Source organism: Paenibacillus motobuensis (assembly GCF_039521865.1).
Classification (GTDB): domain Bacteria; phylum Bacillota; class Bacilli; order Paenibacillales; family Paenibacillaceae; genus Fontibacillus; species Fontibacillus motobuensis.
This window is the reverse complement of sequence record NZ_BAAACX010000005.1, coordinates 86,638-100,191: the sequence shown is the minus strand read 5'-3', so window position 1 is coordinate 100,191 and position 13,554 is coordinate 86,638. Positions and strand designations below refer to the sequence as shown.

The window sequence follows — 13,554 nt, the reverse complement described above, 5'->3', positions numbered from 1 at the left end:
TTCGCCGGCTAGCAGCTCCACTGCGCGCCGGCGAACGCTGTTCAGCTCGCGAATCGGCAGGATGACGTCGCCGCCCAGCTCCGTCTCCAGCTGCTCGAGCTGGAACAGCGTGCCGCCGAGACGGCCCAGTTGCTCCTCCAGGAGCGCCTGGTCCATCGGCCGTTTCTGTGCGACCTCGAGCAGTAGCTCCGAGTCGACCTGCACCGTCGTGCCCTTCTGCACATCCGTCCAGAAGGTCTTGAGCGGCTCGCCAGCTACACCGATGACGCGGACATGAACCGGGAATACCCGGTAAGGCTTGTCCGTCTCGAACGTCTGCCGCAGCCGCTTGTCCAGCGCCGGATCATTTGTCTTCCAGATCCGGTCCCCGACATGAACACGGCGCAGATCGATATCATTCCGCCCCGGCACAATATCAACGATCCAGCTCTCACCGGCTTCCCCTTCGATCTTCACACCCTTACGGCGCAAATCGTAGACACGTCCGCCCTCTTCCTTCTTGGTCGGATCACCGGCGTCGAAGACGATTCCGTCGCCGCGCTTCAGAGGTGCCTCCAGACGACAGACGACACCGTCACGTAGAATCCGCTCAACCCGTCCTAGATACACACCACGGCTCTTCGGAAAAGTTCCGTCCACCAGCTTCTTATTGTTCGTCCCTTCCAGGAAGCCATGGGTAAAGCCGCGGGAGAAGCTCTGCTGCAGCTCGCGCATTTCCTCCTTGGATGGAGTGCTATTATCCCCGTCAAAATACCGGTCAATCGCTTTCCGGTACTTGCTGACTACATTCGCTACATATTCTGGGCTCTTTAGTCGCCCTTCAATTTTAAAGGAAGTAACTCCTGCTTCAATCAGTTCAGGCATCAAATCAATCGCTGCCAAGTCTTTAGGAGAGAGCAAGTAAGCCACATCTCCCATCGGCTTCTGAACCCCGTCCACAATCAGGTCATACGGCAAACGGCAGGCTTGCGCGCATTCGCCGCGGTTGGCCGAGCGGCCGCCCCACATTTCCGAGGTCAGACATTGACCGGAATAGGACACACATAGTGCCCCGTGAACGAACACCTCCATCGGCAGCTTCGCCTGCTCGCCGATCTTCTGAATCTGCTGCAGATTGTTCTCGCGGCCTAGCACGACCCGCTCCAGGCCCCAAGGCTTTGTGAACTCTACCGCTTCCGGTGAAGTGATCGTCATTTGAGTAGACCCATGAATCGGAAAATCCGGCGACAGCTCGCGGATCATCTTCACCAAGCCCAAATCCTGTACAATCACCGCATCAACCCCAGCGTTGATACAGGCTTCAATCAATTCATGGGCATCTGCTAGCTCATTCTCGAATACTAGAATATTGAAGGTTAAGAACCCCTTCACCCCATAGCTATGCAGAAACGCCATAATCTCCGGTAATTCATCCATCCGGAAATTGTCCGCCCGCGCACGAGCATTAAATTTCTCCACTCCGAAGAAAATCGCATCCGCGCCGTTCGCAACGGCCGACCGCATGCAATCCCAGTCGCCGGCTGGTGCCAGCAGTTCTACATCCTGTCTTGTGATCGCTATCTTGCTCATTTATATCCTCCCGCATGAATCCTATTGACTCATCGCCATATGATTAATCCATCTATTCTTTAAATTTGAGATATCTAGAAGTGGATGTTCAAAAAGGGCAGTTTTTTCAGTGTACTTTTTGAACTACCTCTACAACCTAATTATTTTAACAGACTTCAACATAATACACTACCAACAATCCATTCCATCTACAGAGAAAAGAAAGATTCGTAATAGCTCCTACTGAAAAAAAGTACAGTTACATACAACTTTCACTTTTACGCTGCATTAGCAGCGGAAAGTACACTTTAATGAATGATCTTACCGCACCTGAAAAATCCATACCCGATATGAAATTCGGCGCCTATCCCCTCAACACGATTCTCGTTATATTTAGGGTAGCAGCATATGAAATCGTTTTACATTGTTACAGAACTAGAAGTTTCTTTCCTATCAGTTTATCCATGTTAACCCCAGTTGAAATCATGTGGAGGTGTCACCCGATGTATGCTAATGACGGAGAAGTAATTGGATATCTACGAGCCGATGGTCAGCGTCTGGCCAATGGACAAGGCGAGGAAATTCTGCTTCGTGGCGTAGGACTCGGCAATTGGCTGCTGCCAGAGGGATATATGTGGAAGTTCCCGCCGGACAATGCGGATCGGCCAAGACGGATCGAGAAATTGATCCGTGATCTGATCGGTGAAGAGGAGGCTGCCAGCTTCTGGACGGAATTCCGAGAGTGTTATATTACGGAGCAAGATGTAGCCCGTATGGCTGAGGAAGGGCTTAATTCTGTCCGGCTGCCGATCAATGCTCGCTTCCTGCTTGAAGAGGGCGAACCGGTTCGCTTCAAAGAGAGCTCGATCAGGCTCATCGACCAATTTATAGAATGGTGCAAGCAGTATAAGCTTTACGTCATTTTAGATCTGCACGGAGCCCCTGGAGGACAGACAGGCACGAATATCGATGACTGTGAGAACGACCAGCCGGAACTGTTCATTCAGGAGTCCTACCGCAGACAGACCGTTCAACTATGGAGAGAATTGGCCGACTGTTACAAGGATGAGTGGATCGTAGGGGGTTACGATCTGCTGAATGAGCCTTTGCCGAACTTTTTTAATCAATATAACGATATGCTCATGCCGCTCTATCAAGAGATTACCGCAGCGATCCGCGAAGTCGATCAGAAGCATCTCATTATTCTGGAAGGGGCACATTGGGCCACAGATTGGTCTGTATTTACGGAAATGTTCGATCGCAATATTCTGTTGCAATTCCATAAATATTGGAGCAGCATCGACACAGAGAGTATTGCGCCTTATCTGGATAAACGCCGTGAGTTCAACGTGCCAATCTATATGGGTGAAGGCGGTGAAAATACGTTAAGCTGGTATACTGGCGCGTTCGGATTGTATGAGGATCACCAGATTTCATGGAACTTCTGGACATGGAAGAAGCTCGATACCTTTAACTCGCCTTGCTCGATCAATAAACCGCAAGACTGGGAACTGATCCTCGACTACTTGCGTGGAGGCGAAAAACCGGACCGAGATAAGGCTAGGGTAATCCTCCGTGAATATCTAGACAACATCCGTTTCGATCACTGCCGATATCAGCCTCAGGTTCTTGGTGCGGTACAGCGCAAGCTGCCCCTGCGAATTCCTGCCGAATATTACGGCAACCAAGGCGAAGGCACTAGCTATACAGCTCCACAGCTTAAGCGGCCGAATGATAATCCATTCCGCCCTAACGACAAGATCCCTATTTCCTTCATTCAAAAAAGAGAAGGTTCGCCGAATTTTCATTTGAAGCCGGAGGAGGAATGGAAGGATGAAGAGCGACTGTGCATCGAGTTGATCGCTGGAGCTTCAGTGAGCTACCCGCTGCACTGCGATCGCCCTGGCGAATATGCCCTCTTCATTCGGAGCGCAATCCCGGAAGGAGCCGCTTCTTTGGACTTGCAGATTAATCAGGAGACTGGCATCTCCCTGTCATTTGCCCCATCAGGCTGGAAAGTCCATTCTTTGGAACAATCGATTCACGTTACAGAAGGCGATCTCACGCTTAAGCTGTATGCCTCTCATGGAACAATTCAGATCGACTGGATCGAATTCAGCATGAAATAACCTTTTTTCATCTGGATCATTACTTTTGGGCAACCCTCCTCCATCCAGATGCATTTAGAAACTCATGGACAAAATAAAGAAGCAAGGGCCCCCTTCCGGTTCCCCTGCTTCTTCTCATTTCACATCTGTCATGCCACATTGCCGTATGTACCTTAACTGAACCAAGCCTTGATCATAATTGCATCGGAGGCTAAAAAGACGAGCAAGCTGACAATCCCAAAGCCTATGGCGAATAAGTTCTTCTTCGGACGTTCCCGGAGCAACCGGATTACACCGATCAGAATAATCAGCGTGAACAATATCATAAAAATATCAAAACCGTTAAAGGTCGTTGTCGTCTCCCCCGCAGCTGCGAGTAACATAGCGTACCCTCCTCTGATCAATTCGCTTTTTTCCATCTCCTTATATGTTATCTTCCTCCTCGACTGGATGCAAGAGGAAAGACAAAAAAATGTTAAATTTTCCTGCTAAAATAGCTTGAAAATCGAGGAATTCGACCTCACTATATATCAAAGTTACTTGACAATCATTATTTTCTGCCTTTTATTCACTTAGTTATTTATGTTATTAACTATTCTTTATATAAAAGCGAGCAGGAGCGCTTCAAGCGCCGGGAATCGTCCCGGCGCTTGCGCATGTCTAACTATTGTAAGAAATCTTTCTTGTTCAGTGCATGATCGACGATACGAATTTCACTGATCCATCCGTTAAATACGCCGTCCAGCTTATTGGCATATTGGCTCGCGCCGATGATCCACGGTTTGCCAATCGTGGCGATGCCCTGCGGCTTCGTGTCGGGATTGCGCAATACTTCCACGCCGTCGATATACATCTTCGTCGATTGCCCGTTGTTTACCAGCGCGATATGGTGCCATCTGTCGTCTATTTCCCACGACCAACTCGTTTGCTCGCTTCCGTAATTGAGCGGGAAGGACGCCCATTGAATTTCCCGTAAGCTTGACACAGCTAACGTGGCTAGCGGAGCGTCGGCGTCGCCTCCTTTCTTCCCGACGTCTTGTCCGGTGCCGTACCGGCCCAGAATGCCCATCCAGGAATGCTTGTCGGCGTCAAAGTCAGGCCCAAGCTTCACGACCGCTTCAATCGTATATCCGTTCGGGAATGTCATTGCATTGATAGGTGCTTGATCGGATGTTTTCAAATACGAGCCTTTCTTTTGTGACTTGTTATTGAAGAAGCGAATGCCCGAATTGCTTTGCGGATTTTGCGCATTTCCTTTGTACCAGATCAGATCGCCTGGCTTGGCGTCGCCTTCGTCGATACGGTACAAGTCGTTGCCTTTGCCGGAAAGATCTTTGACCGCTGCCCCCTTGCCTGCCACAGCTTGCCCTTCAGCGGCCGAACGGTTCTCCATTTGCCAGTAAGCGACCGTACCTTCTACTTTTGGCACTTCTTTTTTGACGGAAATGATGGGCTGAAATCCGGAGAACCGTTCTTCAAAATCCATCGCGACTGTAAAATCGTTAAAATCGTCTACTAATTTCTCCTCATCAAACGCGGTTCTTTGTTTCTCCGGCATTCCCATGACCCATGGGGAGAAGGAGGATGTATGAATGCGGTTTTTCTCCATATCGAATTCAAGTGTTCGTAACAATCCGTTGCCGCCGTGAAAGGCGCTCTGATAATCAACGACCATCATAACGACGTCGTGACCTTTGTTGTTTTTCTTGACCGTATGAGCATAGCCATGATGATGACCGTTTACGGTGAGGAAGATTTGATCGTTCTTCGCGATCAGTTTGTCCCATAGAAATTGCCCGTGATCTGTCATAACGGCTGATTTTTTGTCATTGGAAATGTTCAGCAGTTGGTGAGTGAACACCATGACCGGGTACGTAGGATGTTTGTCGATTGCTTTTTGCGCCCACTTCAACGTCTCTTCGGATGCTCTCCAATCCAGGAAGAGTGCCATGTACTTTTTCCCGGACCCTTCAAAGACATAGTAGGAATTAAATCCGTTCTCCGAATGGCCGGTAAAACCCGGGATGTTCTTCATCCGATCTGTCGAAAAATAGTTCAAAAACGGTTCCTTGGCCAAATCCCGTTCGTTGTCGTATTGCTGCGAGTTGAGCACATCATGGTTTCCTGCCAAAAAACCGTATGGAAGCTTGGCTTTATCGAGTACTTTCATCGCCTCGTCGGCGTTGCGCCATTCGTATTCTTCATCGACACGATCGACCAAATCGCCTAAATGTGCGGTGAACACAATATTTTCTTTTTCCGCGTTCTTTGCGATCCAATTCGTTTGCGACAGCCAAAGCTCGTTTTTGTAGCGCGCATACTTTTGCGTATCCGGCAGTATGGCCATTTTGAAGCTATCTTCGCGATTTGACGAAGTGGCCGGACTTGCGGACGCTTGGAAGCCTGACAGCAGTCCCGCAATCATCGTCGCTGGCAACAGCAGCGAGAGCAATTTCTTGAATTTCTTTTTCATTCTGTCATATCCCTTCATCGATGTAATGTGATATGGACATTGTACGGAATGTATATTACCGGGATGTTAGGAGAGAAACGGATTTGTGTAAAGTATGGAGAATGCCTAACACTAGAAAAAGGGATCCTAGAACGATCCAGAGAAGCCCACTGGATTTGATATATTGAACATAGTCCGAGCTTGGCTCAGGCTCGTGTTTTACCTGCCAACTCTTATATAACAACCCCATGTGGGTTTGCGTATCCTCAATAGACCACACCAAAAGGGCGAATACAAACCATTTCTACAATCCAAAATCCAAATAAATGGTGTGCGCTGTAATGGACGTGCTTAAACAACTCAGAGCAGAGCGAGAACAGGAAGGGGCAGTAAAAAGCCTGTCGAAGGCTATTCTCTCCCCTCGGCAGGCTTCTGTAAAGCTGGAATCTATTCTAGTGCAGCTGCTGCGATCAATTCCTTGGTTCGTTCGGTATCACGCTTAAGAACGGGTCCCAGATAACGACCTGTATAAGACTCTTCTGTCTTAACGATGTCCTCCGGTGTGCCAGTAGCAATGATCGTTCCACCGCCGCTGCCGCCCTCAGGACCGAGGTCGATTAAATAATCGGCAGTCTTGATGACATCAAGATTATGCTCAATGACGAGAACCGTCTCTCCCGAGTCGACCAGTCGATGCAGCACCTTAAGCAATCGATCGATATCATCAACATGCAGACCCGTCGTCGGCTCATCGAGGATATAGATCGTTCTGCCTGTACTGCGGCGGTATAGCTCGGAAGCCAACTTCACGCGCTGCGCCTCACCACCGGATAGAGTTGTCGCTGGTTGGCCCAGATTAATATAGCCAAGCCCTACATCCATCAAGGTTTGCAGCTTGCGGTGAATCTTCGGAATGTTCTGGAAGAATTCCGTTGCATCCTCTACCGTCATCTCTAACACTTCGGCAATACTCTTGTTCTTATATTTAACTTCTAGTGTCTCCCGATTGTATCGCTTGCCTTTGCAGATTTCACAAGGCACGTAGACATCTGGCAGGAAGTGCATTTCAATCTTGATAATCCCGTCTCCGCGGCAAGCCTCACAGCGTCCGCCCTTAATATTGAAGCTGAACCGCCCCTTCTTATAGCCGCGGATCTTCGCTTCATTCGTCTGTGCATACAGGTCGCGAATATCGTCAAATACTCCTGTGTAGGTTGCCGGGTTGGAACGCGGTGTACGTCCGATCGGCGACTGATCGATATCGACGACTTTGTCGATATGCTCCAAGCCTTTCATCTCGCGATATTCCCCTGGTCTAACCCTCGCCTTATTCAAATCGCGGGCTAATGTCTTGTACAGGATCTCATTCACCAAGGTTGATTTACCTGATCCAGATACTCCAGTAACCGCAGTAAAGACGCCAATCGGGAACTTGACATTGATATTCTTCAGATTGTTCTCCTTCGCACCCTTTACTTCGAGCCAGCGTCCATTCGGCTTGCGGCGTTCAGCCGGAACCGCAATGAACTTCTTGCCGCTCAAATATTGTCCGGTCAGCGATTTTGGATCCGCCATCACTTCCGTAGGCGTTCCTTGAGAGATGACCTGTCCGCCATGAATACCGGCTCCGGGTCCAATATCGATAATATAGTCAGCCGCCAGCATCGTGTCTTCATCATGCTCGACAACAATCAGCGTGTTTCCGATATCACGCATATGGGCCAGCGTCGAGATCAGCCGGTCATTATCCCGCTGATGCAGACCGATACTCGGTTCATCAAGGATATAGAGCACGCCCATCAGACTGGAACCAATCTGTGTGGCCAGCCTGATCCGCTGTGCTTCTCCACCAGATAGCGTACCTGCGGCGCGGCTCATCGTCAGATAATCCAGCCCCACATTCACCAGGAAGCCAAGACGGCTGTTAATCTCTTTCAGAATTAGGTGGGCAATGGTCTTCTCTTTCTCGCTTAATTGCAAGCCATCAAAGAACTTTCGTGCTTCCCCAATCGATAGCGAGGTTACATAGGCCATATTCTGATCATTAATCGTTACGGCCAGACTTTCCTTCTTCAAGCGATGTCCCTTACAGGTTCCACATGGCTTCGAGCCCATGAAGGCTTCAATAAATTCACGAATCCCCTCCGAGGCTGTATCACGATAACGACGCTCGAGATTCGGAATGATCCCTTCGAAGGTAACCATCGCATCCTTGCTCATGCCGAAATCATTCTCATAACGGAAGCGGACTTTAATGTCGCCAGTACCATAGAGCAGCTTGTCCATCTGATCCTTCGTCAGCTCCGTTACGGGCACATCCTGTGGAATTTTGAAATGCTCACATACCGAACGCAGAAACTGCGGGTAATAGTTCGAAGTTCCGCCCGCCCAAGCTTCAAAGGCACCGTCTTCAATGCTCTTGGAACGATCAGGCACTAGCAAATCCGGGTCGATAATCATCTTCACCCCGAGGCCGTCACACTCTGGACAAGCACCAAACGGGCTATTGAAAGAGAACATCCGTGGCGACAGCTCTTCCATGCTGAAGCCGCAGATCGGGCAGGCGAAGTTAGAGCTGAAGCGCAGCTCCTCCTGACCAATAATATCAACGAGGATTTGACCACCTGACATTTTGAGCGCCGTCTCGATCGAGTCGGCCAGTCGGCTCCGAACATCTTCTTTAACGACGACCCGGTCGACAATGACCTCGATAGAGTGCTTCTTGTTCTTCTCCAGTTCTATCGTCTCAGATAGATCACGCTGCTCTCCGTCAACGCGTACACGAACGAAGCCCTGCTTGGAGATTTCGCTGAACAGACTCTTATGCTCACCCTTCTTGCCTGACACGACCGGAGCAAGAATTTGCAGTTTCGTCCGCTCCGGATACTGCATAATCCGGTCAACCATTTGTTCAACCGTCTGCGACGTAATTTCGATGCCATGTTCCGGACAATGCGGATGCCCGACACGAGCATACAACAGACGCAAATAATCATAAATCTCCGTTACGGTCCCCACAGTAGAACGTGGGTTGCGGCTCGTTGTCTTCTGATCGATGGAAATCGCCGGTGACAGCCCCTCGATGGAATCTACATCCGGCTTCTCCATTTGCCCGAGAAATTGCCGAGCGTAGGCCGATAGCGATTCGACATATCTGCGCTGACCCTCGGCATAAATCGTATCGAATGCCAGTGAAGATTTGCCAGAGCCGCTAAGCCCGGTCAGTACGACAAAGCGATCGCGTGGGATCGTAATGTCGATATTTTTCAAATTGTGCGCGCGTGCGCCCTTGATTACGATATTCTCACTTGCCAATAGGTTTCATCTCCTTGAACCATCTATATAATAGAGGAAGTTCAAAAATTCCGCTTTTGATCACGAAGTCATTTCAAGAAGTATATTCGACATCGAATCTTGAATTCACCCGGGCCTTCCGATGCTCACGTACCAACTACGTACGCTGCGCTTCTCAGTCCTTAGCTTCATCCAACCTTCTCGGTGCTGAAAATCGGCCTTTTTGAACATTACTATATAACAGCTTGCTACTCCGCCTTAAGCTCCAAAATCGCATCGCGCAGCTCAGCAGCTCGTTCAAACTGCAAGTTCTTCGCTGCTTCCTTCATTTCGGCCTCAAGCCGCTTGATCATCGACTCGCGATCGCGTTTGGACATCTTACCTTTGGCATCCGCCAAGTAATCCGATTTGCTCTCCGCCACTTTCGTAGCTTCGATCACATCTCTGACCTTCTTTCGGATCGTCTGCGGCGTGATACCATGCTTCTCATTATAAGCGATCTGGATACTGCGACGACGCTCTGTCTCCTTAATAGCTCGATCCATGGATTCCGTAATATGATCTCCATACATCAACACACGCCCATCTGAGTTCCGCGCCGCCCGGCCAATCGTCTGGATCAACGAGCGCTCGGAGCGCAGGAAGCCCTCCTTATCCGCATCGAGAATAGCCACCAGCGATACCTCAGGAAGATCCAGTCCCTCCCGAAGCAGGTTAATCCCAATTAGCACATGGAAGGTACCAAGTCGCAGATCGCGAAGAATGCTCATCCGCTCCAATGTCTTAATATCTGAATGAAGATAGCGTACCTTGATCCCGACTTCCTTCAGATAGTCAGTAAGGTCCTCGGCCATCTTCTTGGTTAACGTCGTAACCAGAACCCGTTCATCCTTATCAATCCGATCATTGATCTCCCCGATCAGATCATCGATTTGGCCCTTGGTCGGACGCACCTCGATTACCGGATCAAGCAGACCCGTCGGCCGGATAATCTGCTGCGTCATTGTATCGCAATGCTCCAGCTCATATGGACCTGGAGTCGCTGATACAAAGATCATTTGCCCGGCCTTTTCCTCAAATTCCTCGAATCGGAGGGGACGGTTATCCAATGCAGAAGGAAGCCGGAAGCCGTGGTCAACCAGCACATTCTTACGCGCCTGGTCCCCGTTATACATCGCCCGGATTTGCGGTAGCGTAACGTGCGACTCATCGACAACAATCAGCATATCGTCAGGGAAGTAATCCATCAAAGTATATGGCGTTGCTCCCCTTTCGCGGAAGGTCAGCGGCCCCGAATAGTTCTCAATCCCTGAGCAGAAGCCGACCTCCTTCATCATCTCGATGTCATACCGGGTACGCTGTTCAAGCCGCTGAGCCTCCAGCAGCTTGCCCTGTGAGCGAAGCAGCTCTAGCCGCTCCTCCAGCTCACGTTCGATATTGACAAGCGCCGCCTTCATCGTCTCCTCTTGGGTTACGAAGTGAGACGCCGGGAAAATAGCAACATGGTCCCTCTCCCCGATCAGTTCACCGGTCAGTACGTCAATTTCCGTGATCCGGTCGATCTCATCGCCGAAGAACTCTACTCTAATCGCTTGCTCCCCTTTGGAAGCCGGAAAAATCTCCAGCACATCCCCGCGTACACGGAACGTCCCGCGCACGAAGTTGATATCATTCCGCTGGTATTGGATATCTACAAGCCTGCTCAGAATCTGATTACGCGGCTTCTCCATCCCAATCCGGAGCGACAGAACGAGATCGCGGTACTCCATCGGCGAACCGAGGCCATATATACACGATACGCTCGCTACAATAATGACATCACGCCGCTCGAACAATGAGCTTGTCGCCGAGTGCCTTAATTTATCAATTTCTTCATTAATGCTGGAGTCTTTTTCAATATAGGTATCTGAGGAAGGAATGTACGCCTCCGGCTGGTAATAGTCGTAATAACTGACGAAGTAATCTACAGAGTTGTGAGGGAAAAATTCTTTGAATTCGCTCGCGAGCTGTGCCGCCAGCGTCTTGTTGTGAGCGATCACCAGTGTCGGCCTGTTCAGCCTCGCAATCGTGTTCGCTATAGTAAAGGTTTTGCCGGTACCTGTTGCACCTAACAACGTCTGATACTTTTTGCCTATCTTTACGCCTTCAACCAATTCCTCAACGGCCGTCGGCTGGTCCCCCTGCAGCTTATACTCGGAGACAACTTCAAATTTATTATCATTGAAGACAATATCGCTCATTGTCCAACATCACCTTTATCGTTAAAATGAAATACTAGAGGTTATCATTAGACAGCTTGTGACATATTTCAACCTTCCATAACACAATTCATCCCTAAAAATGTAAAATAGGAATGGATGTTCCCATACATTATAACTTTTTTGTGAATCAGATGCAAACGATAAGTAAGAAGAGGAGTGGATAGCAGGAGATGGATATTTCAACAGTTATCGGTATCATTGTCGGACTTGCCGCGCTGATCGGCGGGTTCATTTGGGAAGGGGGAGAATTAGGAGGTCTCATGCAGCTTACAGCTGCTTGCATCGTATTCGGAGGAACGCTTGCTGCGGTGTTGGTCAGTTTTCCCTTATCCAGGCTGAAGACGGTTCCACGCGCTCTGGCTATCGCCTTTGCTGCTAGAGGTACTGATCTAGCTGGATTAATTGATGACATCACCAGCATGTCGCATACGGCGAGACGCGAAGGTGTACTAGCTCTGGAGAAGAAAGCAGCCGAATATCCCGATCCCTTCCTCCGCGAGGGAGTCCAGCTCGTCGTTGATGGCACCGACCGGGCAATGGTAGAGCAGATTATGGAGCTTGAGCTGCAGGCTACGCATCATAAATATGAAGGCTATGCCAAAATATTCGAATCTGCTGGCGGATTTGCCCCTACGATGGGGATTATCGGTACGGTCATGGGTCTCATTCATGTTCTTGGCAGCTTGACTGAACCAACGGCATTGGGGCCGTCCATCGCTCTGGCTTTTACAGCTACATTATATGGTGTGGCGAGCGCCAACCTGATCTTCCTGCCGATCGCTTCAAAGATCAAATCGCGGGGTGAGGATGAAATACAGCGAATGGAAATGATGCTCGAAGGAATCCTGTCCATTCAGAACGGAGATCACCCTGTGCTGGTTCGACGCAAGCTGGAATCGTTCAGCACAGATTCTATCGCACCCAAGCAAGAAATGCCCGAGTTCAAGGAGATTGAACTATGAGACAGAGTCAGCATGAACGGAGCCGCAGATGGAAGAAAAGTAGTCAGAGTAGCGACTCCAAGGATCGCTGGATGATTACATACGCTGACTTGATTACCTTGCTGCTTATTTTCTTCGTCATCATGTATGGAATGAGCCGTCTCGATGTTGAGAAATATGAACTCGTTACTCAATCCTTGCAGCACACGTTCAGCAGCGGGAACTCCATCATTTCCGGTGGCAATGGGATTCTAGATGGTTCGCAAAGCCCCGATATACATAAGGAGCCAGGCCCCGGTTCTGCCAAGGCAGACCAGAGCAAACAGAACAGTGAGGAACCATTAAGCGAGCGCGAACTCGCCTTCCGTAAACAGGAGGAAGAACTGCAGGATCTGATGAAACGGATTGAAGTTTATGTAAAGGACAATCATCTGCAGGATCAAATCCACGTCGCCGATCTGCCAAAAGGAATCTCGATCACCCTGAGCGACCGCTTCCTGTTCGATACTGGCAAAGCGGAATTGAAGCAAGGCTCTGCCAAAACCATGGCCAAGCTGGCCAGCCTGTTCAAACAACTAGACACCGTGATTAGCATCGAGGGGCATACTGATAATCAGCCTATTGTCCGTGCCTCCAAGTTCAAGGACAACTGGGAACTCTCCGGCGAAAGAGCCTTGTCGGTGCTGCGTTTCTTCCTGGATAAGGAGAAGCTTGATCCACAGCATTTTCAATACGCCGGCTACGCTGACACCCGTCCTGCCGGTGACAACACTACAGCCGAGGGCAGACAAAAGAACCGCCGCGTTGAAATTACAGTATTGAGACAGCTACAGCAATAAGAAGAAAGCTTGGTGATAAGCCAAGCTTTTTGTCTTGTAGATCAATTGTTGAATAATAAAATAGGGAAAATTATGCACTGCATCATTTTTATAGGTATGATATAAGTCTGG

8 protein-coding genes are annotated in these 13,554 nt (G+C 49.5%); 3 read left to right on the top strand and 5 right to left on the bottom strand.

Annotated features, from left to right (window positions below; translation table 11 throughout):
* A partial coding sequence (locus ABD014_RS03645) for a peptidase U32 family protein (RefSeq protein WP_343857589.1) occupies positions 1 to 1,569 on the bottom strand: 1,569 nt, incomplete at its 3' end.
* Positions 1,570 to 2,051: 482 nt separating this feature from the next.
* Between ABD014_RS03645 and ABD014_RS03640 the strand changes: the two genes are divergently transcribed.
* Entirely contained in the window at positions 2,052 to 3,677 is a 1,626-nt protein-coding gene (locus ABD014_RS03640) for a cellulase family glycosylhydrolase (RefSeq protein WP_343857587.1), read from the top strand.
* A 152-nt stretch (positions 3,678 to 3,829) separates the two neighbouring features.
* Here ABD014_RS03640 and ABD014_RS03635 read toward each other — a convergent pair whose 3' ends face one another.
* The 4 genes from ABD014_RS03635 to uvrB all read right to left on the bottom strand — a co-directional run bounded on the left by ABD014_RS03635 (position 3,830) and on the right by uvrB (position 11,642).
* The gene (locus ABD014_RS03635; protein ID WP_343857585.1) at positions 3,830 to 4,039 is read right to left on the bottom strand and encodes a DUF2759 family protein; all 210 of its coding nucleotides are present in this window, start codon (positions 4,037 to 4,039) and stop codon (positions 3,830 to 3,832) included.
* Between the two features lie 281 nt (positions 4,040 to 4,320).
* Positions 4,321 to 6,129: a LamG-like jellyroll fold domain-containing protein gene (locus tag ABD014_RS03630; protein WP_343857583.1), complete on the bottom strand. Its 1,809-nt coding sequence runs from the start codon at positions 6,127 to 6,129 to the stop codon at positions 4,321 to 4,323.
* 426 nt (positions 6,130 to 6,555) lie between these two features.
* Complete coding sequence (gene uvrA, locus ABD014_RS03625; protein WP_343857580.1) at positions 6,556 to 9,423, bottom strand: excinuclease ABC subunit UvrA; 2,868 nt, start codon at positions 9,421 to 9,423, stop codon at positions 6,556 to 6,558.
* Positions 9,424 to 9,650: 227 nt separating this feature from the next.
* Entirely contained in the window at positions 9,651 to 11,642 is a 1,992-nt protein-coding gene (uvrB, locus tag ABD014_RS03620; RefSeq protein ID WP_343857578.1) for an excinuclease ABC subunit UvrB, read from the bottom strand.
* A 191-nt stretch (positions 11,643 to 11,833) separates the two neighbouring features.
* Between uvrB and ABD014_RS03615 the strand changes: the two genes are divergently transcribed.
* Together ABD014_RS03615 and ABD014_RS03610 are read left to right on the top strand one after the other, a co-directional pair.
* Positions 11,834 to 12,625 (top strand): flagellar motor protein, encoded by a 792-nt coding sequence (locus ABD014_RS03615; RefSeq protein WP_343857576.1) that lies wholly within the window; start codon positions 11,834 to 11,836, stop codon positions 12,623 to 12,625.
* Positions 12,622 to 13,443, top strand: coding sequence for a flagellar motor protein MotB (locus ABD014_RS03610; RefSeq protein WP_343857574.1), 822 nt, complete (start codon positions 12,622 to 12,624; stop codon positions 13,441 to 13,443). Before ABD014_RS03615 ends, ABD014_RS03610 begins: the two co-directional genes overlap by 4 nt.
* The last annotated feature ends 111 nt before the right edge of the window (positions 13,444 to 13,554 follow it).

What these genes read in the sequence shown, in the direction of transcription:
- ABD014_RS03610 (WP_343857574.1), top strand. Translation starts at nt 12,622, where the DNA reads ATGAGACAGAGTCAGCATGAACGGAGCCGCAGATGGAAGAAAAGTAGT.
- ABD014_RS03635 (WP_343857585.1), bottom strand. Translation starts at nt 4,039, where the DNA reads ATGTTACTCGCAGCTGCGGGGGAGACGACAACGACCTTTAACGGTTTT.
- ABD014_RS03630 (WP_343857583.1), bottom strand. Translation starts at nt 6,129, where the DNA reads ATGAAAAAGAAATTCAAGAAATTGCTCTCGCTGCTGTTGCCAGCGACG.
- ABD014_RS03615 (WP_343857576.1), top strand. Translation starts at nt 11,834, where the DNA reads ATGGATATTTCAACAGTTATCGGTATCATTGTCGGACTTGCCGCGCTG.
- uvrB (WP_343857578.1), bottom strand. Translation starts at nt 11,642, where the DNA reads ATGAGCGATATTGTCTTCAATGATAATAAATTTGAAGTTGTCTCCGAG.
- ABD014_RS03640 (WP_343857587.1), top strand. Translation starts at nt 2,052, where the DNA reads ATGTATGCTAATGACGGAGAAGTAATTGGATATCTACGAGCCGATGGT.